We start from the raw sequence: 26,308 nt of genomic DNA on the forward strand, positions 1-26,308 counted from the left end.
GGCGCGCCGCCATGCGTCGCCACGATCTGGCCATGGTGCGTGCAGGGGCGCCAGTTCGCTTCCTGTGCGGGGCGCTCGACGAAGCCCTGTCGGCGCGGGTCGCTGCGTGGATCTCCGCCGGCCGCCCACTGGTGGTCGCGCGCCAGTTGGCCGGTGGCAGCGAAGCGCTGCTGGGGTTGACCTTGCCGGCTGCCGAAGGGCGCCGGCGCGTCGGCTGCTTGGTGGAGAAGGGGGATCTGCTGCAGGTCCGCCGTCCGCTGAGCATCGCCGAGTGCCTGCATCGCCTGGCCGACGACGTGGCTGCGCCGCTGGCCGCGCTGGCGGAGCGGCTGGCGGCGGCCGGCGTCAGCGTCGGCGTCTACGGCTCGCTAGCCTGGGAGGCCTTGAGCAGCGAGGCTTACCGCCACGCGGAGTCCGATGTGGACCTGATCTGCGATGTGGCCTCCGTCGCCCAGGCCGAGGCCTGTCTGCGTCTGCTAGCCGACGGCGCGGTGGCGCTGCCCTGCGGGCTCGACGGGGAGATCCGCTTCCCGGACGGCTGCGCGGTGGCCTGGCGGGAACTGGTATCCGCCTGGGGCAAGGCCAACGCGCGGGTGCTCGTGAAGGGCGGCGTGGACGTTGGCTTGCTGCCGCTGTCGGTGGTGCTGGAACAGTTCGAGGAGGATGCGCTGAATGTCTGACGCCCTTGCCCAGCGCCGGGAGGATGTCCGCCCGGCCGGTTTGCCCACCGCCGCCGGAGAGGGCTTTGCGGTCCGCGTCGGCAGCCTGGCCATCCGCGCCCTGTACCGGGAGGTGGAACTGTCGCCCAAGCCCGGCCTAGTCAGCCCGGCCGATTCCGGCAGCCACGCGGACATGGATTTCCGGACCTTCGTGCGCAGCCTGCAGTCCCTGCGCGACTACTTCCCCGAGATCGCCCGCGTCGGCGCCGCCGGCCCGTCCTTCGAACCGCTGCGTCAGCTCGGCGTGGCGGCGGAGGCCAAGATGCTGCAGGCGACCAGCGGTATCAACACGCACCGCGGAGCCATCTTCAATATCGGCTTGCTGTGTGCGGCCGCCGGTGCTCTGCATACGGAGGAGCGTGATTTTGCCGCTGCCGACGTGTGCGCCGAGGTGACACGGCGTTGGGGCGCGGCGATCCTCGGTTCGGCTAGTTCCACATCCCACAGCCACGGGGCCGAGGTGGCGCGGCGCTACGGCAGCGGCGGTGCCCGGCGGGAGGCTGCGGATGGTTTTCCGGCGGCGCTGGAGCTGGGTTTGCCGGCTTACCGGGACGCTCTGTGCCTGACGGGCGATCCGCAACGGGCGGCGCTGCAATGCCTGTTCGCGCTGATCGCTCGCCTGGATGACACCAATTTGCTGTGGCGCGGCGGGCCGGAAGGCCTGGCTTTCGCCCAGTGGCGTGCGCTGGATTTTCTCGCTGCCGGTGGCGTAGCCGCGGACGGCTGGGAGGCGAGGGCGCAGCACATCCACCGGGAATTCGTCGCGCGCAACCTGAGTCCCGGCGGCAGCGCCGACCTGCTCGGGGTCACGCTGTTTCTCGACGCACTCTGAGGCCACCCATGCGCTTGGCGATTCTGTTCAGCGGGCAGGGCAACCAGCAGCCGGCCCATTTCGACGCCTTGCGGCAAGGTGCATCGCCCGAACTGGAGGCGGCGCTGGCTGAGGCGATCCCGGCAACCTGGAGCGCGGCGGCACCGTCCGTCGTCGAACTGCTGGCCAACCGGGTCGCCCAGCCGCTGATCTTCGCCTACCAGATGCACCTGTGGCGTCAGCTGCTGCCTGCGCTGCCGCGGCCGGTGTGCGTGGCCGGCTATTCCCTCGGCGAGATGGCGGCCTGCTGCGCTGCCGGGGCTTTCCCGCTGGAGGCCGGTGTGGAACTGTGCGCGCGGCGCGCCGAGCTGATGAATGCCTGCGTGGACGGCGCGGCCGGACTTCTGGCGGTGCTCGGCCTGCGTGCCGACATGGTGGCGGAACTGGCTGCACGCTGCGATCTGCAGGTGGCGATCCGCAACGGGCCGGACCACTTCGTGCTCGGCGGGCGTGCCGCCGGGTTGGATGAAGCCGAAGGACTGGCGCAGGTAGCCGGGGCCAGCCGGGTGGTGCGTCTCGGCGTCGGAACGCCGTCCCATACGCCGCTGCTCGCCGCCGCCAGTGCCGGCTTCGCGACCTTGCTGGAACCGTACCGAGACGGCCGGCTGGCGTTCCCTGTTTTCAGCGCCGTCGACGGGCGCGCGGCCCGTACTGCAGCCGACGGCATGGACGCGCTGGCGCGCCAGATCAGCACGCCGCTGGACTGGGATGCCTGCCTGGGCGCGGTGCTGGAGATGCAGCCGGACGCGGTGCTGGAGATCGGCCCCGGCAATGCGCTGGCGCGCATGTGGGGCGAGCGGGGCTGTGGTGTGCCGGTGCGTGCGTCGGACGATTTCCGCAGTGTCGCCGGCATCGTCGACTGGGTAAAGGCGCGGGGCTAATCCCGCGCGCTGAGCCGGGCTCAGCGAGTGGGGTTCAGGGCTTGGCCGGTGCCACGGCCTGGGCCTTGAGCGGGGCGCGCAGGGCCTCGAAGCGGGCTGGCGCGACGTATTGCAGGAGCTCCTTGCCCTTGCTGTCGAGCACCAGGTCCAGGCCCTTTTCCGGGTAGAGCAGGTGTTCCAGGTGATCATTGACGCGGATGCGCTCGGCTGGCGTGCCAAAGCGTTCCTGGATCACCGCGTCGTCCAGATTGACGCTGGGGATGAAGGCCAGGCCGCGGATCGGCGCGGCGAGGGCGGCGGCACGGTCGGCCTCGGCCAGCGTGGCTTTACGGGTGGTGCTCTGCATGTACTCGGTCTTCGGCGAGCGCTCGCGCATGCCCTCAATTGTGGCTTTGTCGAAGTCGGCAGTGAGGATCAGCTTGCCGGCCACGAAGCCGGTGGTGACGCTCTCGTAATAGCCTTCCACGTTGCCCGTCTCGTTCGGCTCGGCGATCACCGCCAGCTGTAACTCGTCGCCGAAGCGGGCGCGCGCGTCGGCCAGTGTGCTGCGCCCGAGGGTCAGCCCGAAGACCCGCGCCTCGCCCCCCGGCAAAACGTCGATCTGCCACGGCAGGCCGGACGTCGGCACGGCCTTTGGGTCGAAGTGGGTGTACTGCCACGCGGCAGGGCCGACGATCAGGGCGAGGAGCAGCAGGACGACGGCAAGGGCGATCTTCATGGGGACGGGTGTGGAGTTTGACGGAGGTATGGAGGGCGAATGAATCCGCCCTCCACGGAGTTCAATGGGGTGCGTGGAAGCCGTCCGGCACCTTGGCATGGAAGACCACCGGCACCGCCGGCATGTCGAGTACGGACTGGCGGATCTTGCCGACCACGTGCATCTCGCAGCGCTTGCAGTCGAACCGGAGGGTCAGCTTTTCCTTGCCGTTGATGAGCGTCATCGGGTCGGGGCGGATGCCCTTCACTTCCTTCGGGCACAGGTTGAAGCTGTAGCGCAGGCAGTGCTTGGTAATCATCAACGAGGCGTCGTCCACGTACTCGTTGGCCTCGTAGGCGGCTTCGATCAGTTGCACGCCGTGGCGCTGGTAGAAGTCCCGTGCCTTCTGGTTGAGCACGTTGGCCAGGTAGCTGAGTTCGGTCTGCGGATACGGCACCGGCGGCTCGACCGCCGCGCGGCGCGGCAGCGGCGCCAGCGCGGCGAGGCGGGCTGCTTCCAGCTTGTCCACGGCCTCCCGGCGCAGCGCGTTGATGGCGCCGGCGGGCAGGAACCAGGCTTGGTCGAGCTGCAGTTCGATGGCGCGGGCGCTGAAGATCGTCGCGCCGAGCTTGCCCAGGTTGTCATGCAGGCCGGCGAGGGCGCGCTCGGCGTCCTTGGCGGGCTCCTTGGCGTGGGGCAGTTCGGCGCTGGCGGACACCCCGGTTTCGTCGGTGAGGGTCAGCGCGAAGCCGTCCGGCGTCTCTGTGAGGCGCAGGTCGACGGCGATGCGGCGCTCGGCGGACTTCTTCTCGAGCATCTTCTCAAACTCATGGTCGCGGTTGCGGAACACGCCGCTGCCGGGGAAGAGCTCTGCGGGTACCGCGTCGGCGGTGTGCACGCGGAAATCGTCGCCGACGCGCTCGGCGCGGTTCACCCGCAGGCCGACCAGCTCGCCCTTGCGGTCGTAGAAGCTGAGGCCGTCGCCGTTGTGCAGCTCGACGGCGCTGGTGGTGTCGAACCAGCGGCGCTGCTTGCCGTCCAGGCGGATTACGCTGCCCACCGGTTCGCCGACGAACTTGGGCGAGTCGAAGGCTCCGATGTCGGCCTGGCGGCCATTCACGAAGTAATCGGTGGCGCCACGGTTGAAGGTCTTGTCGGCCAGTGGCTGGAACAGGAAGGTGCTGCGTCCGGCGGACGTGCGGCTGTATTCCGGCGTGTCCTCCATGATCTCGTCGAGCAGCAGGCGGTAGTGAGCGGTGATGTTCTTCACGTAGGCCATGTCCTTGTAGCGGCCTTCGATCTTGAAGCTGGAAATCCCCGCCTCGGCCAGCGCGCGCAGGTTGGCGCTCTGGTTGTTGTCCTTCATGGACAGCAGGTGCTGGTTGCTGGCAACCAGGTTGCCGTCCTTGTCGGCGAGGTCGTAGGGCAGGCGGCAGGCCTGGGAGCACTCGCCGCGGTTGGCGCTGCGGCCGGTGTGGGCGTGGCTGATGTAGCACTGGCCGGAGAAGGCCACGCACAGCGCGCCGTGCACGAAGAACTCCAGCGCGCAGTCGGTGGCGGCGGCGACTTTGCGGATCTCGGTGAGGGTCATCTCCCGTGCCAGCACGATCTGCGAGAAGCCCACGTCCTGCAGGAAGCGCGCCTTGTCGGCATGGCGGATGTCGGTCTGGGTGCTGGCGTGCAGCTGGATCGGCGGCAGGTCGAGCTCCAGCAGGCCCATGTCCTGCACGATCAGCGCGTCGGCACCGGCTTCGTGGAGCTGGCGGATCAGTCGCTCGGCGCTGGCCACTTCCTCGTCGTGGAGGATGGTGTTGCAGGCGACGAAGATGCGCGCGCCGAAGCGGTGGGCGTGGCGGGTCAGGCGCTCGATGTCCGCGATGGTGTTCTCGGCGTTGGCGCGGGCGCCGAAGGCCGGGCCGCCGATATACACGGCGTCGGCACCGTGGTTGATGGCCTCGATGCCGATGTCCGCGTTCTTGGCGGGAGCGAGGAGTTCGAGCTGCTTGCGGGAATGGGTCATGGTGGTGCTCTCGGGGGTGAGTGCGCTGCTCGTCCGGCAGCTTGCAACCCGCCATTATCCCCGGTCCCGCGGAGTGCGTCGACCATGGCCCGGAAAGCCGCACCGGGCCTGAATGTGCGTTTGCTCAGCGGTGCACGCAGGTCTCGGTGCCGAAGTTGCCGCCCTTGAATTCGGGCTCGTAGTAGTACTTGCTGAAGCGCCACTTGCCGGCCTTGGTCTTGCTGAAGGCGGCGATGCCGGTGCCGTAGTCTTGGGTGCTGGTGTCGTTCAGCGCGAAGTGGATGGCCATCTGGCGGCCGTTGGCGGCGGCGTGGCCGGGGTAGGTGCCGTAGCCGGGGACCTCCAGCTTGAAGCTGTAGGCGCCGAGCTTGCCGGTGCTTTGGGCGGGCACCCGTTCGAGGGTCACGGTGCCGGTGTACTTGCCTTCGTGGCTGTCGTCGCCGGTGCAGTCGTAGGTGCCGCTGAAGTCTTCGCCGGTGAACGGAGCGTGGGCGTAGGCTGCGCTGCAGGCGATACACAGGATGAGGGTGGAAAGGCGCTTCACGGTTGGGGCTCCGGATGGGGGCGAAAGCCCTCATTGAACCACGACGCCGACGTCCTGTTCAGGCGGCTGTCCCAGCCAGCGTTCCATGGCGTCGAGCAGCGCATCGGGCTCGAAGGGCTTGATCAGGTAGTCGTCCATGCCGGCGCCCAGGCAGCGGCGCCGGTCTTCCGAGAAGGCGTTGGCGGTCATCGCCAGGATCGGTACCCCAGCGTACTCAGGCAGCTGGCGGATCCGGCGGGTGGCTTCGAGGCCGTCCACATCGGGCATCTGCATGTCCATCAGGATCAGCGCGTAACGCTTGCTGGCTGCCTTCTCCACCGCGATGCGTCCGTTCTCGGCCCAATCCACGCGCAGGCCGGCCTCTTCGAGCAATTCGCGTGTGATTTCCAGGTTGACCGGCTCGTCTTCGACCACCAGCACTTGCACGCCCTGCGGTAGGGCGCGCGGCTCAGGGGCGGCCGGCAAGGCGGTTTGGGTCGCGCGTGAGGGAGTCGCAGCGAAGCCTACGACGCACCAGAAGGTGCTGCCACTGCCGGGCTGGCTATCGGCGCCGATGCTGCCGCCCATCAGGCTGACGAGGCGCCGGCTGATGGCGAGTCCCAGACCGGTGCCGCCGTATTGCCGGGTGGTGGAGTGGTCGGCTTGCTCGAAGGCCTCGAAGATCCGCTCCAGCGCATCGGGCGGGATGCCGATGCCGGTGTCGCTGACTTCGAAGCGGACCCGCACGAGGCCGGTCTCGTCGTCCTCCAGCTTATGGGCGCGGATACTGATGCCACCTTCGGCGGTGAACTTCAGCGCGTTGCCGGTCAGGTTCAGCAGCACCTGGCCGACGCGCTGGCCGTCGCCGATGAATTGAAGGCCGGTCAGCGCCGGGTCGATGTCCATCGCGAGCAGCAGCCCTTTGTCGTGCACGGCGCTACCGATCAGCGCATCCAGCGTGCGGAACAGTTCCGGCAGCGTGAAGGGCGACTGCGATAGTTCGAGCTTGTCCGCTTCGATCCGCGACAGATCGAGGATGTCGTTTATGACGCCGAGGAGATGGCGGCCGGAGCCGATGATCCTGTCGAGTTGGTGCTGCTGCGTTGGCGTTGTTGCGCCGCGCTGGAGCAGGTGGGCCATGCCCAGGATGCCGTTGAGCGGTGTCCGGATCTCGTGGCTCATGTTGGCGAGGAAGGTGCTCTTGGCGAGGCTGGCCGCCTCGGCGGCGTCGCGTGCCCGTTCCAGCTCCGTGCGCGCGAGGAAATCCCGGCGAATCAGCCATTCCCGCCACCAGCCCACACCGGCGGCGAGGATGAAGACGGTGAGGACCTGATAGCTCCAGTAGGCGAAGGCATGGAACTCGCTGCTGATCCCGGTGCGGATCGCGTACATGAAGGCGGCGAGGATGATGAGGCCCGCGCTGAAGGCGATGCGGAACTGCACGCCGAGAATCACGAAGATGTAGAGCTCAAGGAAGGTGAAGTTGAGCACGCCGACCCACGACGACAGGCCGTCGGCGCCGCCCTGGCCATCGATGCGGGCCAGAACCCAGAACAGGCTGAGGGAAATGCAGACCAGCGAGCCTGCCATGACGGCCTGCCAGTTGCGCCTGGCGATGTCGGTGAACGAGTAACCGATGGACAGCATCAGCAAGGGCACGCTGAGCGTCAGCCGGCTCAGGTTGGCAGTGACGTCAGGGAATACCATGAAATCCACCGCACAGTCGCCCAGTACGAGGAGCAGGCCGAGCACCAGGCTGGCCTGGGCGAAGCGGTGATAGTAGTCGGTGTAATAGATGCTGAAGTGCTTTTCGAGCCGCGAATCGAGAAAGCGCAGGAACAGGCCGTAGGCCAGCGTGGAGTCGGGAGCGGAGGCGGTATGGTGAGTCACGGGGCGGCAGATCGGATCGCGGTGGTCCGATTGTCCATGCCCGCCGAGGGGAAAAGTGTTACGCGGAGTCGCGGGTGTGTACTTCGCCACACCCGTTCGATCTGGCGTTCAGATAAATGATAAAAATGATTATTTTCAGTGGCTTGAATTGGAGTCGGGAGCGGTCCAGGCGTCAGAACGAAGAGCCGGGAGTCTGCAGGAAGGTGATCTCCTCCGGAGACGACGGCCGCCCGAGTACGGCATTGCGGTGCGGGTAGCGCCCGAAGCGGTCGATGATGGCCTTGTGGCGCAGTTCGAAGTCCAGATTGCCTTCCAGACCCGGCTGGTTGAACAGACGGACCGCGTGGGTATGGATCAGTGCCGACTCGCTGTGCATGTAGGGCATGTACAGGAAGGCGCGGCGGGCGACCGGTAGTTCTAGGTCGGCGCCGCATTCGACAGCGACTTGAGCCAGTACCAGCGCCATGCCGTCAGTGGCGAAGGCGCGTGGGTCGTCGCGGAAGAGGTTGCGGGAAAACTGGTCGAGCACGATGATCTCCGCCAGCCGGCCGTCGGCGCTGGCGCGCCAGGCGTGCAATTCACCACTGGCTGCAGCCGAATGCACCGCGCTAAAGCGGGTGACGATGAGACGATCGAACTCGTCCGAGCGGGCAAACCATTGCTTGGGCGTGCTTTCTTTGAACCAGAAATCAAGAATGGCTTCGGAGTCGGGCAGGGATGCGGCCATGCTGCGTTGTCCTCCTGGTTTTGCGGGGCAGGGTTGTAAAACGGAATCATGAATCATCGCGCGCGCTTCCTGGCGCTTCAGTCGCTGCTGCAGGACAGCCAGGCGTTCTGGCAGCCACCCCCATTCTATGTGCATCGCCCTGCCTGGTGTGAGCAATGGCCGGCGCTGGCGGAGGTGGCGCTTGGATTGGAGGATGCCGAACTCGAAGCCTTGGTCGCGTCGCCGGACGATTGTCGCGCCTGGCTGGCGGGCCATCTACCGTTTGCCAGTGAACTGGGGTACCTGAGCGATGCGGCGCCGCTGCCGGCCCGCAGCCTGGCGCCGAGCGGGACGCATTTCGACTGGTTCATCCCCGGCCGCAAGCGGGCCCAGATCGAGGCCTTCGCCAGCCATGGGCCGGCGGTGGCCGCGCCGCTGCTGGAGTGGTGCGCCGGCAAGGGCCACCTCGGCCGCCGGTTGGCCCTCAGTGATGGCCAGCCGGTGAGTTCGCTGGAGATCGACCGGGACTTGTGCGAGGACGCCGGGAGGCTGGCGGCACGTGTCGGTGTCGACCAGCAGGTGCTGTGCGCCGATGCGCTGGAGCCGGCGTCCCGTGCCTATGTGCATGGGCGGGAGGTGCTCGCGTTGCATGCCTGCGGCGAGTTGCATCGCAGCCTTGTGCGCGGAGCCGCGGTGGACGGCGCCCGTGGCTACCGCATTGCACCCTGCTGCTATTACCGCGGTGCCCAGAATCAGGATGGTTACCGGCCGGTCAGCCGCGAAGCGTCCTTACCGCTAGACGGGCGTGCGCTGCGCCTGGCAGTGACCGAAACCGTGACCGCCCCGCAACGCCTGCGTCAGCGTCTGGCTCGCGATCAGGCCTGGAAACTGGCTTTCATCGCGCTACGTAATGCGTTCGAAGGAGAGGCGATCCGGCCCTTTCCGCCAATGCCGTCACAACTGCTGTCCGGCGACTTTCCTGCTTACGGTGCGGCAGCCGCGCGTCGCCAGGGAGTCAGCTTGCCGGCGGACGTGGATTGGGCGCATTGGCTGGCGGTTGGCGAACGGCGCCGCGGCGAAGTCCGTCGCCTGGAACTGGTCCGCCACGCTTTCCGCCGTCCGCTGGAGATGTGGCTGGTCATGGACTTGACGCGAGGCCTCGAGGAAGCCGGTTTCCGGGTCGAGGTCGGCACCTTCTGCGAGCGCAGCCTGACGCCAAGGAATCTGATGGTGCTGGCTAAAGCGCTTTGATGATACATTCTCGCATTTATAAACCTTGCGCAAAGCTTGCAGAATATTTTGTTAGGCTTGACTTGGGGCAAGGGGTGATGCTATGACATATGTATGATTGGATCCTTCGCCGGGTTCTGCATCAGCGAGGCTAGTGCTTGATTTCTTGATGGTATTTGCAACTGGTTTCATGGTATTGGATTTGTCACACACTCGATGATGGTGATGTCGGAATGATTTTGCGAAATGAAGTCATTACCTTGTCGCCCGGTTTATACGCGTTGAGCCACCCGAAGGTTGGCGGGGCTCCGTTCTGCGTGTCCCGAGTAGCCGATTTGGATGGGAATGCTGGAGGCGTCGAGAGCCTGACGATGCCGGGGACCTCCGACTGTGTACTTCGTGGGCCGGGTGATTGCATCGTGTGGCGGGTGACGGATCGGCCCGCTCGCATATTGCTGACTGCGTTTCTGCAGCGTGACGATGAAGAAGTGCCAACGGTGCGTATTCAGCGTCTGGATGTTGATGATTCGATGCAGCCAACGCTCAGCAGTAGTGCACGGGATGATTCCGATGGCGGCCCCATCGCCGTGGCCTCTGAGGGCGTGTCGATCATTGCTTATGTGGATGGTCGTGGTGACATGGTCGCGTCGGAGGGCGTGCGTCTCGGCAGCCCGGAAAATTTGCGTTCGATCACCGGTTTTCAGTTGGAGTGGCCGGATAGGCCACTTGGCGTAGACATTGCCTATAGTGTGTTATTGGAAGGGCATGGTTACCTGCCAACAGTCAATACCGGCAATTTCTGTGGCGTGCGCGAGTCGGGAATGCGCATCACCGAGGTACGCCTGGACTTGGTCGGGGAGAGGGCAGGGAATTACCGGTTGATGGGCGAGGCTTTTTTTTCCGGGGGTTTCAAGGCTTGCACCGAAGGTGGAGTAATGAGTGGGCCAAGCGGCTTGGAGCACTTAGCGGCACTGCGCCTGAAAGTCGGCGCGTGTGATTTGTAATTGCAGTATTTAGCAGAATGGAGTTTTTCCCCATGTATGATGCCGACCAGCAAACAGTTACGGATGCGTTGCATAACGCCAATCCGGTTGTCTTTTCTGCTTCGACGATCAATGACATTCTTGCACTGACCACCGGGACTTCGGACAGTGTGGTCCGTTTCGATTCGGTGCAGCCTGATTCCAACGGTAACGTCACGGTTCCGTCTGGTGCTGAAGTGGTCCTGATCGGTTCGTCAGACAGCTCTCCGACGACCATCACACCGCCACCGAATGCGCCGGTGGTGATTTTCCAGGGCCTCGGAGGGATTGTTGCAACAATCAATGACGGCAGCACCGTACCGGCGTCCCCGCCCGGTACCGTTGATCGTGTCGTGGTCGGCACTGCCGGTGGCGATAGGATCGTCGTCGCTGATGCGCGCAATACCAAGGTTATTCTCGGCACGGGCGACAGTTCGGTGGTGACCGGTGGGGGCGTTGACACTGTCGAGGCTGGTCTCGGCAACAGCACGATCGTCGGCGGTAGCGGTAATTACGCCGTTGTGAAGTTGGGTGGTAGCGCAACCAACTACTCAGTGACAGCTGAAAACGGCCACGCGGTGGTAACGGACAACACCTCGCACAAGGTGACGGACATCTCCAAGATCCAGTATGTCCAACTCGACCAGGGTAAAGCCCTCGTGTTTGCGAAGGATTCTGTTGAAGCTGCAGTCGCGACCCTGTATGAAACGGCTTTTGGGCGTACGGCGGATGCGGGCGGTCTGGACTTCTGGTTCGACGTGGGTCGCGCCGGGGTGTCGCTGAAGCAGATTGCGGATGCCTTCACGCGCTCCCCAGAATTTACATCTCAAGCGGCGCTCAGCGATACTGCTTTTGTCCAGGGGCTGTACGAGCATACGTTTGGGCGGGCTGGCGAAGACGCGGGTATCGCGTACTGGACCGATGCGCTGGCGCATGGTTCGACCCGTGCCGATCTGATCTTGAGCTTCGCTCAGGTTGGTGCCCATAACATCGACGGCAGCATTCATACCGAAGCCCAGGTTATCGGTAGTGTGACCATCGTGACCGGCATCATTTAATGACCGACTCTGTCGGTTCGAAAGGGGCTTCGGCCCCTTTTTCTTTCGTTTGTCTGCCCACCAGGCGGGATGATTTCCTGCTCGGGCGGGCGGTTTCCGCATACAAGGCGGGCCGGTGGGCCGAGGCTGCCTTGTATGCGGAAACCGTCTGCCGAAGGACGCCGCGCAGCGACATCGCGGCGCTCCTGCGGGCCAAGGTGCTGGAGGCTTGCAGCCCGTCGCGGGCGGCCGTGGCCTGGTACGCGGCCTGGCGGGCCGCACCGGCCAATCCCCTGCTGCAGGATGGCTTGCTGCAGGCATGGGTCGCCGCCGGGAAGCGGGATGCGGCGGCGCGCCTCGGCCCGGTGTTCCTGCCCGAACGTTGCCGGAGCGGGACGCATGCGGGTTTGCTGACGCTGTTGCGTGCTGCTGGACTGGCGACGTTCGGTGCCTGCTGGAAACAGGGCGAGGACATCGAAGGCATGGTGTTTGCCGCGGCAGGGGCAGGGCCGACCCGGCGTTTGCTCGTGTCTGATGGAACGCGCCAGCAGGTTTTCGACGTGCCGGCGAACGGGCAGCGCTTCCGTATTCCGTGGAGGGCTGCAGCGGGAGTGTGGTCGCTGGCCTTGGCGCCGGATGCCGCAGGCGATTCGGTCACCGCGGGGCAGATCCTGCAAGGCTCGCCGCTGTCCTTTGTCCCGGCGCCGGTGACCGTCGAAGCCGGTGCCAGCAAGCCGGCCACAGGCGCAATAAAAGCACAGGGGCACGCGGCGCTTGGCATCGTGATCCCGGTGTATGGCCAGCTCGAGCTGGTGAGCCGCTGCATTGACAGCGTGCTGGCCAGCCTGCCGCACAACCGCTGCTCGGCGGAAGTCATCGTCGTGGACGATGCCAGTCCCGATCCAGCCCTGCGGAAATGGCTGGACCGCAAGGCCGTGAGCGGACGGATACGCTTGCTCCGCAATCCCTTCAACCTCGGTTTCATCGGTGCCTGTAACCGGGGCATCGCGGCAGTGCCGGGGGATGTGTTGCTGCTCAACGCGGATGCGCTGGTCCACGGCGACTGGCTGGACCGTCTTAGTGCCGTCCTGAACAGCGCCGACGACATCGCCTCAGTGACGCCCTGGTCCAACAATGGCGAGATCAGCAGCCTGCCTGACATTGGTGCGGCGGCGCCCGCCCTGGATGCGGCGCAATTGGCGCGAGTCGATGGCATCGTTGCGGCGGTCCGTGAGGCGGGGCTGACGACTGAGTACGAATTGCCGACCTGCTGCGGGTTTGCGATGCTGATGCGGCGTCAGGTCGTCGACGAGATCGGTGGGTTGGATGACGTGGATCTGCTGCGGGGTTACAACGAGGAAGTGGATTGGTGCCTGCGCGCACGGCGTGCCGGGTATCGGCATTTGCTGGCGTCAGGCGTGTTTGTTGCCCATTCGGGTACCGCGTCCTTTGGTGACGAAAAGGTTCTGCGTGTCGTCCAGAACAAGGCAGTGCTGGCGGCCCGCTATCCGGATCACGAGATGGAATACGCCCGGTTCCTGCGCGATGACCCCCTGGACGCCATGCGGAAGGTGATTCTTGAGCGTTTGCGCCAGGCGGGGGCCGACTGGTACGCGGATCGAGATGAAGATGCCAGCCTGCCGGATGCGCTGGGAGAGCCAGAAAAGTCAGATGTTTCAGAAAGCGCTCCACCTTCTGCCGCGTGCTGGATTGCGGTACGCCTGGAACCCGACGATGCCGTGGGTCATAGCAAGACTCTGCAATTGGCCCGCCTGATCGCCAGCCGACCCGCCGAAGGTGGGGCGCCGTTCGCGCTGCTGTGCCTCGGCCTCGGGACGGAAGCCCTGTGGCGGAGCAGCGTGGTGAATGTGCTTCCGCCCGAGCCCGATGCACCGCAGTGCGTGATCCCTGACAGCCTGTTGAGCACCTTGCTGCGCTGCACGACGGTGCTGGCCAGCCCTTCCAGTCCCGTACGCGGCTGGGAGGAGATCGTCCGGCTGGATGAACGATTCGATCCGGCGGCATGGCTGGCTGCGCGCCATCCGGGGGCCTCCCTTTCTCCTGTCTGAGTTCAAACACTTCCCGATGACATCTCTGGTTCCATCTGGCGCTCAGCTGTCGAGTGTCCCCGCCCCTCGCTGGCTGGGGGCAATCGAAGGTATTCATGAAGGCATCGTCCACGGTTGGGCCGTAGACCTCGTGCGTCCCGATGCGCGGGTCGTGCTTGAGGTCTGTATGGACGACGAGGCGGTTGGGGTCGTTATCGCCGACGTGGCGCGCAGTGATCTGTCCGATGCGTTCCTCAAACTGGGAGAGATCTCCGCCCGCCTGGACCTTTGCCACGGTTTCGTGACCGATGTGGGAACACTCGCCCTGCGTGGCTGCCTGTCCATCCGGGTGGCCAACACCGACCATGTGTTGTCCGGCGCGTTGCACATGGACACCTTGAAGGCGCCGCCGGCCGTGGCCTTGAACCAGGTGTTCGGCGATGGGGGGCTACGCCTGCACGGGTGGGCCATCGATCCCGCCGATCGGCGGCGGGTGGTCGGGGTCCGGGCATTTCTTGAACACCGTTGCCTGGCACAGGCGCAGGCGGAGCGGGAGTTGCCGGTCTTGCGGCCCAGACAGGTGGGGGCTCGCGGTTTCGAGCTGGATCTTCCTCCCGATCTGGCCGATGGGCGTGTGCATCAGGTGCGTGTCGTCGATGAAAACGGGATCGCGCTGAACGGAAGCCCGGTGAGCGTCTGCTGCCATGTCCAGGGTGGGCGGCAGTTGCTGAAGATGGAAGGGGAGAGGGATGGGCTCTTGGGGGCGTTGTTCGACGGTTATGAGCGCCACTGGCCGCGATGCATGGGAATGGCGTATTACCGCCAATGGTCGGCGCTGTTCGAGGAGCTTGCCGAACCGCCGGTTTTCGAGTCTGCGCCCTGCGTCGGTGTGTTGGTCGTGTCCCGTGATCCGTCCGCGCCCGTAGACGAGACGCGGGCTTGTCTGGGGCGCCAGAAGGGGAATCTTCGGGTTGTCGTTGAGGGGGTGGAGGACGGCCGGGCCGATGCGGTCGCCCAAGCGCTGGCCCGCCTGTTCGAAGCCGGTTGTGACTTTATTGCCTGTGTGCGTGCCGGTGACCGCCTGCGGGATCACGCCCTCGGCATGGCGCTGGAGGGCTTCACCTCTGCAAACGCGGCGATCGTGTATACGGACAGCGAGGCGGTGGGGCAGCCCTGGTTCAAGCCGGCGTGGAACCCGGAATATGCCCTGGCCAGCGATTACCCGCTGGAATTGATGCTGATGCGTCGTTCGGTGGCCGAACGCGCCATTCGTGCAGGCCGTGCGGCCTCCGATTCGGCAGTCTTCCGCTGGCAGGCCCTGGCTGCCGTATGGGACGTCGCCGATCATGCCGTTGTGCATGTGCCGCGCGCCCTTTATGTATTCGAGTCTGCGCTGAGTGAGGTGGAACAGGATGCGCGGGCTGCGGCCGCTGCCGAAGCGCTTGGACAGGTCGAGCCGGCGGCGACGCTTGTAACACAGCCGCAGATGCGCGCCACAGCCGGCTTCGTGCCACGCCGTCTTCAGCGTTTGCCGCTGGCGGCCGACGGTCCGCTGAAAGTCAGTGTGATCATCCCGACCCGGGACGGATTGGCCTTGTTGTCCCGTTGCATCGATAGTCTGTTTGCCCACGCCAGCAAGCTGGAGGTGGAACTGATTGTGGTCGACAACGGCTCGGTCGAAGCGGAAACCCTGAGCTACTTCGAGGAGATCCAGGCCCGGGGCGTACGTGTCCTGTCGATGCCAGGTCCGTTTAATTTCTCCTTACTCAACAACCGGGCCGTGGCGGAGGCGAGCGGCAACATCCTGTGCCTGCTCAACAACGACATCGAAGTGCTGCATGAGGGCTGGCTCGAGGAACTGGTCGGGCAATTGATGCGTCCGGGCGTCGGGGCGGTGGGTGCCAAGTTGCTGTGGCCCAATGGCATGGTGCAGCACGGCGGGGTGGTATTGGGGGTTGGCAATGTGGCAGGCCATTACGGCAACCGGTTGAGCGACGGTGACTGGGGGGATCAGGGCCGCAATCAGTTGCTGCAACGGGTCAGCGCCGTGACCGCCGCCTGCCTGCTGGTGCGCAAGGTGGACTACCTGCGGGTCGGCGGCATGGATGAGCGGGCCTTCCCCGTTGCGTTCAACGACGTGGATCTATGCCTGAAGATCCGGCGCCTAGGCATGGCCATCGTGTGGTCGCCCTACGCGCGCCTGCTCCACGCGGAGTCCGCATCCCGAGGCCATGAAGACACTCCCCAGAAGAAGGCACGTGCAGGGCGGGAGGTGGACATGCTGCGACGTCGCTGGGGCGACGTGCTGTTCTGCGATCCGGCCTACCATCCGAGCCTCAATCTCGATGTCTTCAGTCAGGTGTTTGCTGGCCTGGCGATTCCGCCACGCACCCGCCAGCCGCGCAACGGCTGTCTCGACCTCCGGCAGAGCTGAAACTCCCGGAACCTCCGAAAGAAGTCATGAATATCCTGTTCATCCATCAGAGTTTTCCAGGTCAGTTCGTCCATCTGGCCGCCAATCTGGCCAAGAATGGGGCGCACAAGGTGGTTGCGCTCTCGATGTACACCAATCCGGTTCCCGAAGGCGTGATCCTGCGCCCCTATCAGGCGTTGCGGGCCCATAGCGAGCGGCAGCATCCCCTGCTCAAGGATCCGGAAGCCAAGATCATGCGGGCCGAAGCCTGCGCGGCAGCGGCAATCCAGCTGCGCAACGAAGGCTTCGAGCCGGATCTGGTCATTGCCCACCCTGGGTGGGGCGAGTCGCTGTTCATCAAGGACGTCTTCCCGAAGGCCAGACTGGCGGTCTATTGCGAATTCCATTACGCCGCGGAAGGGCGCGATGTCGGCTTCGATCCCGAGGAGCCACCCCTGCGTTTTGATCAACGCTGCGCGCTGCGCATGCGGAACATGGCCAATCTGCTGAGCCTGGAAGCCGCCGATCTGGCCTTTGCTCCGACCGAATGGCAACGCAGCACCTATCCGGCGCCCTTCCGCGAGCGGATTGCCGTGATCCACGACGGCATCGACCTGGACCGCCTGGCCTATCGGAAGGACGCGATTCTTCGCATCGCCAAGGGCGATGGCCTGGATGAGTGTGTGCTGCGGCCGGGAGACGAGGTGCTGACCTACGTGGCGCGCAACCTCGAACCGGTGCGGGGCTTCCATATGCTGATGCGGGTGTTGCCCGAAGTGTTGCGGCAGCGTCCCGAGGCCCATGTGGTGATTGTCGGTGGCGATCGGGTCAGCTACGGGCGGGGGCCGGAAGACGGCGGAAGCTGGAAGAACGTGCTGCTGAAGGAAGTCGGCGCGGACCTCGATCTGGCTCGCGTGCACTTTGTCGGCAATGTGTCCGAAAGCGTGTATCTGGACCTGCTCAGCATCAGCAAGGTGCATGCGTACTGGACGACGCCCTTCGTGCTGTCCTGGTCCTTCATGGAGGCCGCGCTGGCGGGCGTGCCGGTGGTGGCATCGGATACACCGCCGGTACGCGAGTTTGCCCAGACCTTCGGTACCCAACTGGTGGATTTCTTCGATCGGGATGGTTTCGCGCGGGAGATCGTGGCCCGGCTCGCTGCCCCCCCTAAGCCCCACAAGCCGAGGATACTGGCTCGGTTTTCGGTGGAGCAGTGTGTGGCACAGCAGAGGAAATTTCTTGGAATACTGGACTGAAAGGCCATGGGCGGGTCGGCTCCTGCCATGTGCTGCGGCTCGCCGGATAACTCACTTAATCCGCCGTCCTTCTTTCCGCCCGTACATTGCGTAATGCTGTGCCCCTGAGCGGAAGTGCCCTCCAGCAACGGCGGAGGCCACGTCCGGATTCAGCTGCAGGTAGCGCTGTTCGTCGAACAGCACAGCCGCCGCAGACGGGGTGTCGGCTGGCGCGCTAGTCGTTGCAGTAGGCTGAGGCGCAGCCCTGGCCTCGGCTTGGATTGCCGATAGGATCAGCGCCTCGTCGCAAAGGATTTCCATGTCCTGCGCCAGGCCGGCTGCCATCGCCTCGGCAGAAGAGGCCGCCGCGGCGGGGACGTGGGTGTCGTTGTCGCAGAAGTGGCAGAAGAACACCCGCATCACGTGATTGACGCCAGCCTCGGTCACGCTGCGCAGATCGTCGGCAAAGTAGCGGCCACCGGCTGCGGGCGAGGTGATGATCTCGTACGACGGAAAATACGCCACGTTGTCGAAGCGCCTTGCGGCTTCGTCCGCCGCCACGCGCAGCACGGCCTTACTGTAGCTGGTGGCAACCCACACGTGGCAGTCACTCGCCGTGGCAGCCAGCGGTACCGGCGACACGGTGAGGATGATCCGCGCGCCCGGATTCACTGCATGGAGCCGGTCGCGCAGTGCAGCGATATCCGCGCTCACCTCAGATGCCGAGAAATTTGCCAGCACATGTAGTGCAGGATCAAACGTGCCACCTGCCACACCTGGCGCGACCGGATACACGGCCCCATCGGCGTGCGCATGCCAGGCTTCGGTGAGCCCCAGCGTCAGTACCAGCCAGTCCAGTTGCAGGAAGGCTGCACGCACGCAGGCCAGGTGTTGCGCTGCGTCGGCCTGCACGGCTTCGGGGGAGTCATGCCCCTCCGGTTCAATTGACGGGCGAAAAGGATCGACGAAACGCTCGCCGCGTGCCCACACGGTGTCTTGCGGCGTGAAGTGTCCGAAGGCCCGGTCGAACAATTGCACCGCCTGCCGAGCCGTATAGACGTTGCCATAGCGAGCGGAGAACAGCCCGTAGTTGCGTCGCACCGCCGCTTCGGCAGATATGCCAGGGGGAGGCGCTTCGGTCGTCAGATAGTTGAACCCGGCACGCTGGATCCGCTTGGCCAGATGCTGTGCAAAGCAGCTCCCCATGGTCACGATCCGGTCGCCGTGCGCAATCCGCACTGCTTGCGGACGTGCTGGGTCGATATGACCGGGAGCCGGCAGGGTCATGGCCTTGGGCCATAGCTGATCGTCCGCAGCCGCAAGATAGGGATGTTTCATGCCGGCCTCCCGCAAGCCTGACCCAGCACCCGCTCCAGCAAGCCAAGATCACGGTGCAGGATCTGCAGGTTTTCAGGAGAGATTCCCTGCCTGGCGTACTCGTCGAAAAAGAAGCTCACGTACTCAAGAATGCCTTCCAGATAGTGTGCAGGGCCGACCTTCCACACCAGATTACCTCCCGGCAAGGACAAGGCGTCGGCCACTTCGGGGTACAGCGGCCACACCGTATCGGTCAGTCCATCCCGCACCGTCAGCGGACGGGCCAGCTGCTCCTGGGAGGCGCCCATCTGTGCGGCCACGATCTTGCTCAACTGTTCCATCACAAAAATCGTCGGGTGGTTGATCGAGTGCATGAAACAACCCGAACGCTGGATTGTCCGGAAAAACCCCTCGAACGCCGTCTCCAGCCCTGCTGTTTTAAACACCTGCTGCATGAGTCCGCGGCCTGCCGCCCACTGATCCAGGTACCCCAGGTCTGTATACACCTGCTGATCGAACAAGCGCGCGGCATCATCAGGCGACAAGCCGTTGCGGTAGCTCCAGGCGGCAATCGCCGAATTATAGTGGTGCGTTGTCAGCGCGCCGCTTGTCTTGTCCTGCGCATAGCACAAGTCCGGGTGAAAGGCCGAGAACCCAATCGCCGGAATCCGCAGCACCTTGGGTCGAAACCCGGGAATCCGCTCCACGGTGCGCGTGCACGCATCGGCTGACGCAAGCGTCACCCAGAAATCATGGCCATCGAGCTGCTGCGCAAAGCGCTCTGCATGTGTCTCGACGTCGAAAGGCCAGGGCAGCGGCAGGGCGGTGACCTGATCGCGCGGAAAAAGCTCCTTCAAGCACGCGACAAGACCACCTGTCTGACAGTTACTGCTTACTGCAATAAATCGCATATCCGTTTTCCGGGAGTCACCACAGAGACCGCTCCTTCTCCTTGCCGCGCGCCATTCAGCTCATTTCTTGCCAGAGCCCCACTGATTGGCAAAGCGGCGACCTGGATGAGGGCGAGATGGTACTTGATCTCGCTGTGGCAGCGGGCGAACAAGACCTGGCTGCTGCATGTCAGCTCCCGGTGAGGGCGCTCTGCCCGCTCGGGTGTACATTTCGGCTGTCAAGCTTTTGACATAATCTGCATTCCCATAAAAAATATTTTTTGCATAATATTGTGCAAATGGCATTGTTGAAAATACCCGGAGGAGTGGAGAGATGTCTCAGAATCTGATTTCCCTGTCTTTGTCGGCCGAGCAACTCGATCAGGTGCGCACGGCGCTGGGTGTGCTCGAGAAGAACCTGAGCGGGATGGTGTCCCTGTCGGTGGATGAGCGTGTCGAGATGACGAAGATGGGACCGAAGTACGAGATGGCGCTGGGGAGCGACATCCACCGGGCTGCGCTGGATGAACTGTCCGCCCATGCGTCGGTGCGTTTTTCTGGCCAGGGGCGGCGCAAGGGCAGCGGGCAGGGCGCGGCGAACTGAACCCGTGCCGGGCCAGAGGCTTCCGGCTCGGCTGCAGAGGAAGTGCGTTCGGGTGGGGCTTGAAGCGGTTCAGCTTCCACTTGAACTTTTTCAGAACCGGGGGCAGTGATCTCACCTCCGGGGTGAACGGGTTCATCTCCGACGGTAACCGGTTCAGTGCAAAGGTGAGTGAGTTCACCTTGGACTTGAACTTGTTCAGTTCAAACCTGAACAACTTAACTTTTCTTGTATCACCTTAACCCAACGAAGTCCGGGACTCCAGCAAGCCGATTACCTGCGCCACACAGTGTTCAAGCGGCAGGTTCCCGCGGTCGATGATCAGTTCTGGATTTCGGGGGGGCTTCGTAAGGTGAGGAAATGCCGGTTGATCACCCCGGCTTCTGTCATCAGCTTGGAGGCTTCCGCAATACGACGAATATTCTCCCGCCGATCATCCACGCAAAAGCCCAAGTCAGCTTTTCCTATCATTGAAGCTCGAAACTTAACTGCTGTTCATCCAACACAAAATGCCTCACCAAGACCTCCTCATGCCCGCTGCCGCAAGGGGTGCCGTTTTCATCCAGTGTTTCCACCCTCAGCGTAAACACGTTTGGCACCCCGTTCAGTAGCAGCGGGTGAGCCAGCCCCGCGTTGAAATGTGTATTTGGGCGCAATGGTATCCGCAGGTGCTGCAGCCCATTGATGTCGATGTGCAACTGCAGGCCGTACCCGTTGGTCATGGGAAGGGTGCGGCCGCAGACGTAGAAATTGCGCGCATAGGGCAGGGCGTTGACGGTCACCCGCGCAGTCTCGGCCAGCGTAAAGCCATTGAATGCTGCATTGAACTGCAGGCCCGACAAGCGGCAACGCGCTGACAGATCATCAGCCGGCACTGCACCGTCCAGCATGCGCGCCCAGCGTTGTTCCTGCTGCTGAAGTAGCGCTTCGGCAAGCGTGCGGCCGGCAATGTGCGGGGTGGCGATGAAGTGGGGAGCCAGGGTGCCCACCAGGGGCGATGCGTTGTCCTGCCACTGTGCGTTGGCGAGCCGCTCCACCCACACCCTGGCCAGTTCGCGCTTGATCTCACTGCGCCAGCGTGCAAACAAGGCCCGGCTGTTGCGTTCGTCCCGGTCCGTCACGCTCTGCCGGCTCAGGCTCACGTGGTGCTGAATGCAGCTGTCGTGCGCCACATAGATCGTCTTGCCGGCCTCCACCACCTTGAAGCACAGGTCGATATCCTCGCAACCATTGAGGTAGCGCGTATCGAAGCTTCCCAGTGCGTTAAACAGATCGCGCCGGATCAGCATGCAAGCGCCGGTCACCCAGGGCAGGCGCGCCCAGGCCGGGCCTGCTTCGAGCGCCCGAACGTGTTCGAACTGCCCCTTGAGATTGAGGCGGATGCCCGCATGGTCGATCTCGTCATCCGCCACTCGACGCTGCACATTGCCCACCAGCCCCGCATTGCGCAGCGGGTGGGTTAGCAGATTCAGCATCGGTTCCAGCCAGCCCGGCGCAAAAATCAGGTCGTTGTTCAACAAACCGAGAATCTCCCCCCGCGCTTCGGACGCGCCCCGGTTGTTCGCTCCGGCGTAACCGAGGTTTTGCAGATTGATCAGCCCACGCACGCGCGGGTGATCGATGCGGGATAACCAGGCTGCGGTGCCGTCGCTCGAGGCGTCATCCACCAGAATCACTTCAAAATCCAGCCCCTCGGGCAAGGAGGCCAGCAGGCTGGTCAGCATCTCCTGGGTTTGCCGCAGGTGGTTGTGCAAGGGGACGATAAAGCTGATCAATCCTTATCCTTCATCAGTGCCGATAGATACAAGCCCAGCTCAAACGCCCGGTGCCGATACAAGTGTTTCTGCATCACCAGCTGCCGCAACTCCAAAGCCAGCGTCTCCCGTGCTGCGGAGTCCTTCACATAATGTTCGAGCAAATCACGCAGCTGCGCGGGCGATTGGTAAACCGGCAAACGGCCGCCAAAGACTTCTTCCGAAACCGTTGCTGAATTGGTGATGACCAGACACCCCGCTGCCAAGGCATCAAACACTCGACTGTTGGCCGCGCCCCAGGCCTTGGTGACATGATTGGCGTCATCGATCACGATGGCCGCCTCCCGATATACCTTGGGAAGTTGCTCGTAGGGTATGAACCCCTGGTTCAAATGCGAGAGCTCTGCCACCTGATCCCAATGCTTTCCATAAACCGCCCCGCGCAACCCGGGCGGCACCGCGGCCAGCGCTGCCACGACATCGCGTTCCGACTGCCAATAGCTGCCGGTAAACACATAATCCAGCGCCGGTGTTGTGGCATGTGTGGATGAAGCGAAGCGTTCCGGATTGGTGGCAATCCGCAGCAGGCGTGGGAGCTTGCCCAGGCGCTCCGCCATGAACTGCGCCGCCAGTCGGGACGACACCAAAAGCAGATCGTATTCCCTGGCCCAGGGGTGTTCGCACCAACGCTCGAACCAATTTCGTGCCCAGGCGACCTTGATCAAACTGGCCGCAGCCCCATGGATCGCCCGCAGATCGTAGTCGTCGAGCATCGCGATCAGCACGTCCACCCCGCTCAGGTCATACCAGCTCTCCCCTCGGGGGCGATATTCGACCGCCCAGCCATAGCGGCTAGCGAGCGCAGCGCCGAGCTCTTGTGCCGTAAATACATCGCCAGCCGCCGCCTGGGGGCCCTGCTCTGTGACCGCAAAGACCACCCTGAGCGGCCGGTGGCCTGAAGCGGCTTGAGGGAAACATGGCGGATTGCGAGCTGCGGTCGTCACGTGGGGTGCTTCCCCGCTCCTAGTGGCCTGCTTGGCGCACAAGCCTTGATCGCTGCCACCATCGGCGCAACATTCTTGTCCCAGGTCAGTTCTGCCAGGGCCTCACAACGTGGGAGGGGGCGGACCGACTCCTGCAGCAGCTCACGCAGCTTTTCTGCCAACGACTCAACGCTCCCCTTTCGGAAATAGCTGAAGTTAGGAGCCAACTGCGCCAGATCCGCCAACGGTGCCACATCCGACATCAACACTCGCTTGCCGTGTGCCGCTGCCTCCAGGGGCTTCATTGGCGACACCAACTCGCACACCTCAAAGGGCCGCCGGGGAAGCACGACCACATCCAGCAAATCGTAATAATTCTCCGCCGCCTCCGGTGCCACCCTGCCGGTCGTGAAGACAAAGTCGCCAATCCCCAGGCACATTGCAAGTTGTCGATAGGCCTGGGTTGCGGAACATTCGCTCGCTTGCCCCGCGCCAAAACCGCGGGGTTCACCGGAGCCGACCAACAGCAAAGCGACATCCACACCGCGGCGGCGGAGTAAGGCCAGCGCTTCAATCAGGTCTTCCAGACCCTCATACACGTTAAATGAACCAACATAGCCCACCACATAGCGTGACTGGATGCACAGTGACTGCCGCGTCGGCCTGTTGTCTCCTGGTTTTGGCCAGCCGGGAAAGCCGTTGGGTACGAGATCGATCTTCGTCGCCGCCACGCCGCGCCGGGCCAGCTTGTCCCGCATCAGGCGGTTAATGGTGAACACACGCTGCGTGGCCTGCGCCACTGCCGTTTCGCCCTCTACCTCATGCTGGAAACCTGCCGATCCAGCCCAGGCCGGATCGCGCGCCACCTGTGAAATCTCCCAGAACCCGCGCACTTCGTAAAAGAAGGGTAAGCCAGCATGCCGTGCAGCCAGTGCGGCCGGCAAGGCATTGTGCCAATTGGAAGCGGCCATCACCGCATGCGGTTTGAACACGCGCAACAATTCGCCAAAGGCATTCATTGCCTGCTCGGTATAGGCAGGCAACTCCTTCCCGAGCGTGCTGGGGCTGGGCAAATAAACGTAGCGAACACCCTCGATGCGATGCTCGAGAGGGAAATCAGACAACTCACTGCCTGAACGATCCCACGGTGTTCCCGGGCGTGTTACTGCGATGACTTCAACCCCCGCGCGAGCCAAGGCACTCGCTACCCCGTGGGTACGCACGGCATAGCCGTTTGACGAGCATGGGTACGCGTGATTGACGGCGTACAGCAAGCGCGGTTTGACCGGCAGAGAGGGTATGGCAAGGGGGCGAGCCGGTGGGCGACACTTAAGGTGCTGAAGCAAGTTGATCATGTTTCTGAAATTACCGATGCCACCATATCTGCCTCGCAGAGGGCGGCGCAAAGTCTCGGTGGTTCTAGCTGATTTTATAAAATGCGCTTACTAAGGCCACTCCAACACTTGCTGTTTATGAAACTCACTCTCCGAAAGAAATTTTTTAAAAAATACCTATAGTGATTGACTAATCAAGTAGTCGAGCGGAAAAACGTATGACTTTCTCGGCCAACTCGGAAGCCGGGGAGGAGAGCAAGGAGATACATCTCAACTCTGAAGCGTTGACTGATATTCCCAAGCGAATCTGACGTATTGACTCTTTGATAGTTTCAATAGCTTTCATGTCGATATCTGACAATCGGTCATTGAAGAGCCATGTCCCATTCGGATTGAAGTATGCCGTTGAGGTTGATGTTGGAATGCCAGACAAGTCAAATGCTTTTGAGCCAAAATTCACTCCAACAGTAGAGTTGCATTCATTAAGCCAATCAGGGCGCCCAGAAATTTCCTTTTTCATATTGTTCATTTTTCTAAAAAGGAGACATTCGTAAACGTTTTCACTATCTTCTTTTTCCTCTCCGTGCGGGGAAAACTGTGAGAGCAAGGAAAAGTCAAACATATTCGCCAAGCGATTTACCTCGGCAGTCGGATAGGCATGTCTAAATCCATCTGGAAACATTCCGTAGCTCCTGCGTAGTAACATAAAAAAATCACTTTCGAGAACTTCTGCTCCTTGCACTCTATCTTTTGAATCAAATGCCAAGCGGTAACGTCGTCGATTAAAGGCAGGGGTTTGAAGCATTAGGAGCAATCTCCCACCTAGAACGACATTGATTTGAGCGAATCTAAAAAAGTCGACAGGATCAAGGTAATTGAATGTGTTGGCACAAACGAGAAAATCGATGCGTTTATTCGGTGCGTCGTTTATTGCTAACAGATTTTGCGATCCGATGAAAACGCCATCTTTTGCACCGAAAGTTGAAATTCCATCATTCAGAGCTCTCTCAATAGTCGGATTTATGTCATTGAGGGTAAGTGACTTGCACTCACCAGACATCCAAAATGGAAGCGACCAATTGCCTAGGCCGCATCCAATGTCAAGTATGTTTTGTGGGTGATAAGGAAATAGTTCAGAGCGTACCTGGATCCAATTTTTTTGTGTGTCTGAATTGAACCGAGACAAAAAGTAGCTCTTGAAATTTGGGAGTTTGGCTACGTATTCATCGGACAACTCATTCCATTTAGAGGATAAGCTCCTAATTCCCCGAACAACCATTGAAACTGCCGATGGTTGCTCAAGATATTCATTTGTTGTGGATGTGGACTCGATTGCATCTCGGCCGTTAATGCACACATAACCTCTATTTTCGACAAGATTCTCGACGCATTGAATAAATTCACTGAGTCCATTTTTTGTCCAGCGCGGAGGGTGTGCTTGCAGTACTATATTCTTTCCCCATACCCCTGCTGCACCGATACGCTCAATAATTGCGGATGATCGAGGCTGGCCATCTCCGAATGAATTGTACTCCGGCGTGAGCCGTCTGAATGACGGGAAGTCTGTCTCATAAATGAAGTAATTCGGGAACAGCTCTCTTGCGGCCTGAGCAGTCTCTTCCGTGTAGCAATTGAATGGGAAACCGAATCCCTCAGGCTCAATTCCAAAAGTGTCCAAGATCGCCTCGTGACCATTGCGCAGATCGGAAACCGCCACATCAAGCGATACTTGATCATACCGAATGTGTCGAAAGCCATGATTCCAAACTTCCACGTATCCGGTCTTGACTGCAATCTGAATCAACTCAATTAGTTCGCGAGAAAGAGCCTTTAAATCAGATCCGATGGCCCCTATGGAAATAGGTAACTTTCTTTGCATGGACCATAGAACGACATCAATTACTGGTCGGCTTGAGTCACGGCCGATGTCGTCCAACTTCAAAACCAAATGTCGCATAGGTCCAACTTTCTCGAATATGATTTTATATGAAATTTATTGTCAAGGAAAATGAAAAGACTCTATTTGGTAAAATGCACAACCATTTTAAGGTTAAATAATATCAAAAATAATACTATAAAATAGTCATTTTAATAGTAAGCGTCCGCTCAACGCCGTCTTCCCTCCGGCCTCGCCATA

22 protein-coding genes are annotated in these 26,308 nt (G+C 62.3%); 10 read left to right on the forward strand and 12 right to left on the reverse strand.

All coding sequences use genetic code 11. The features are described from left to right. Window positions 1-11: 11 nt before the first annotated feature. From mdcG to AC1PPK_RS11345, 3 genes are read left to right on the forward strand one after another with little or no spacing between them, the layout of a single operon-like run. Window positions 12-680, forward strand: a complete 669-nt coding sequence (gene mdcG / locus AC1PPK_RS11335) for a malonate decarboxylase holo-[acyl-carrier-protein] synthase (RefSeq protein ID WP_481117918.1) — start codon at window positions 12-14, stop codon at window positions 678-680. Next, complete coding sequence (gene mdcB, locus AC1PPK_RS11340) at window positions 673-1,551, forward strand: triphosphoribosyl-dephospho-CoA synthase MdcB (protein ID WP_481117919.1); 879 nt, start codon at window positions 673-675, stop codon at window positions 1,549-1,551. The genes mdcG and mdcB overlap by 8 nt, the downstream gene beginning before the upstream one ends. An 8-nt stretch (window positions 1,552-1,559) precedes the next feature. Continuing rightward, window positions 1,560-2,471 carry a malonate decarboxylase subunit epsilon gene (locus AC1PPK_RS11345; RefSeq protein ID WP_481117920.1) on the forward strand — a complete coding sequence of 304 codons (912 nt, stop codon included), beginning with the start codon at window positions 1,560-1,562 and terminating at the stop codon, window positions 2,469-2,471. Window positions 2,472-2,505: 34 nt separating this feature from the next. Here the strand turns inward: AC1PPK_RS11345 and AC1PPK_RS11350 are convergent, their stop codons facing one another. From AC1PPK_RS11350 to AC1PPK_RS11370, 5 genes are all read right to left on the reverse strand, one after another. Further along, window positions 2,506-3,189 carry a hypothetical protein gene (locus tag AC1PPK_RS11350; protein WP_481117921.1) on the reverse strand — a complete coding sequence of 228 codons (684 nt, stop codon included), beginning with the start codon at window positions 3,187-3,189 and terminating at the stop codon, window positions 2,506-2,508. Between the two features lie 61 nt (window positions 3,190-3,250). Then, window positions 3,251-5,188: a peptidase U32 family protein gene (locus AC1PPK_RS11355; RefSeq protein ID WP_481117922.1), complete on the reverse strand. Its 1,938-nt coding sequence runs from the start codon at window positions 5,186-5,188 to the stop codon at window positions 3,251-3,253. A 124-nt stretch (window positions 5,189-5,312) separates the two neighbouring features. Beyond that, window positions 5,313-5,732 carry a hypothetical protein gene (locus tag AC1PPK_RS11360; protein ID WP_481117923.1) on the reverse strand — a complete coding sequence of 140 codons (420 nt, stop codon included), beginning with the start codon at window positions 5,730-5,732 and terminating at the stop codon, window positions 5,313-5,315. Window positions 5,733-5,762: 30 nt separating this feature from the next. Continuing rightward, a complete protein-coding gene (locus AC1PPK_RS11365) occupies window positions 5,763-7,601 on the reverse strand; it encodes a response regulator (protein WP_481117924.1) in 1,839 nt (612 codons plus the stop codon). Window positions 7,602-7,773: 172 nt separating this feature from the next. After that, complete coding sequence (locus tag AC1PPK_RS11370) at window positions 7,774-8,328, reverse strand: DUF924 family protein (protein WP_481117925.1); 555 nt, start codon at window positions 8,326-8,328, stop codon at window positions 7,774-7,776. Between the two features lie 48 nt (window positions 8,329-8,376). Between AC1PPK_RS11370 and AC1PPK_RS11375 the strand changes: the two genes are divergently transcribed. The 6 genes from AC1PPK_RS11375 (at window position 8,377) to AC1PPK_RS11400 (ending at window position 17,313) form a co-directional block, all read left to right on the forward strand. Further along, entirely contained in the window at window positions 8,377-9,558 is a 1,182-nt protein-coding gene (locus tag AC1PPK_RS11375) for a methyltransferase (RefSeq protein WP_481117926.1), read from the forward strand. A 212-nt stretch (window positions 9,559-9,770) separates the two neighbouring features. Further along, window positions 9,771-10,541 (forward strand): hypothetical protein, encoded by a 771-nt coding sequence (locus tag AC1PPK_RS11380; RefSeq protein WP_481117927.1) that lies wholly within the window; start codon window positions 9,771-9,773, stop codon window positions 10,539-10,541. 32 nt (window positions 10,542-10,573) lie between these two features. Then, window positions 10,574-11,617 carry a DUF4214 domain-containing protein gene (locus AC1PPK_RS11385; RefSeq protein WP_481117928.1) on the forward strand — a complete coding sequence of 348 codons (1,044 nt, stop codon included), beginning with the start codon at window positions 10,574-10,576 and terminating at the stop codon, window positions 11,615-11,617. A 131-nt stretch (window positions 11,618-11,748) separates the two neighbouring features. After that, complete coding sequence (locus tag AC1PPK_RS11390; RefSeq protein ID WP_481117929.1) at window positions 11,749-13,665, forward strand: glycosyltransferase family 2 protein; 1,917 nt, start codon at window positions 11,749-11,751, stop codon at window positions 13,663-13,665. Between the two features lie 16 nt (window positions 13,666-13,681). Beyond that, complete coding sequence (locus AC1PPK_RS11395) at window positions 13,682-16,078, forward strand: glycosyltransferase family 2 protein (protein ID WP_481117930.1); 2,397 nt, start codon at window positions 13,682-13,684, stop codon at window positions 16,076-16,078. A 26-nt stretch (window positions 16,079-16,104) separates the two neighbouring features. Further along, a complete protein-coding gene (locus AC1PPK_RS11400; protein ID WP_481117931.1) occupies window positions 16,105-17,313 on the forward strand; it encodes a glycosyltransferase in 1,209 nt (402 codons plus the stop codon). Window positions 17,314-17,364: 51 nt separating this feature from the next. Here the strand turns inward: AC1PPK_RS11400 and AC1PPK_RS11405 are convergent, their stop codons facing one another. After that, on the reverse strand, window positions 17,365-18,630 hold the full coding sequence (locus AC1PPK_RS11405; RefSeq protein ID WP_481117932.1) for a GSCFA domain-containing protein: 1,266 nt from the start codon (window positions 18,628-18,630) through the stop codon (window positions 17,365-17,367). Beyond that, on the reverse strand, window positions 18,627-19,520 hold the full coding sequence (locus tag AC1PPK_RS11410) for a WcbI family polysaccharide biosynthesis putative acetyltransferase (protein WP_481117933.1): 894 nt from the start codon (window positions 19,518-19,520) through the stop codon (window positions 18,627-18,629). Before AC1PPK_RS11410 ends, AC1PPK_RS11405 begins: the two co-directional genes overlap by 4 nt. A gap of 313 nt (window positions 19,521-19,833) precedes the next feature. Between AC1PPK_RS11410 and AC1PPK_RS11415 the strand changes: the two genes are divergently transcribed. Next, window positions 19,834-20,103, forward strand: a complete 270-nt coding sequence (locus AC1PPK_RS11415; RefSeq protein WP_481117934.1) for a hypothetical protein — start codon at window positions 19,834-19,836, stop codon at window positions 20,101-20,103. 318 nt (window positions 20,104-20,421) lie between these two features. On the opposite strand, the gene AC1PPK_RS11420 is transcribed toward AC1PPK_RS11415, so the two are convergent. The 5 genes from AC1PPK_RS11420 to AC1PPK_RS11440 form a co-directional block, all read right to left on the reverse strand. Continuing rightward, window positions 20,422-20,571 carry an adenylyl-sulfate kinase gene (locus AC1PPK_RS11420; RefSeq protein WP_481117935.1) on the reverse strand — a complete coding sequence of 50 codons (150 nt, stop codon included), beginning with the start codon at window positions 20,569-20,571 and terminating at the stop codon, window positions 20,422-20,424. After that, entirely contained in the window at window positions 20,568-21,875 is a 1,308-nt protein-coding gene (locus AC1PPK_RS11425; protein WP_481117936.1) for a glycosyltransferase family 2 protein, read from the reverse strand. Before AC1PPK_RS11425 ends, AC1PPK_RS11420 begins: the two co-directional genes overlap by 4 nt. Further along, window positions 21,872-22,858: a glycosyltransferase family protein gene (locus tag AC1PPK_RS11430; protein WP_481117937.1), complete on the reverse strand. Its 987-nt coding sequence runs from the start codon at window positions 22,856-22,858 to the stop codon at window positions 21,872-21,874. Before AC1PPK_RS11430 ends, AC1PPK_RS11425 begins: the two co-directional genes overlap by 4 nt. After that, entirely contained in the window at window positions 22,855-24,192 is a 1,338-nt protein-coding gene (locus tag AC1PPK_RS11435) for a glycosyltransferase (RefSeq protein WP_481117938.1), read from the reverse strand. Before AC1PPK_RS11435 ends, AC1PPK_RS11430 begins: the two co-directional genes overlap by 4 nt. A gap of 169 nt (window positions 24,193-24,361) precedes the next feature. Beyond that, on the reverse strand, window positions 24,362-26,107 hold the full coding sequence (locus tag AC1PPK_RS11440) for a hypothetical protein (protein ID WP_481117939.1): 1,746 nt from the start codon (window positions 26,105-26,107) through the stop codon (window positions 24,362-24,364). Window positions 26,108-26,308 lie beyond the last annotated feature (201 nt).

The sequence above is a fragment of the Zoogloea sp. JDB1 genome (genome assembly GCF_056724025.1).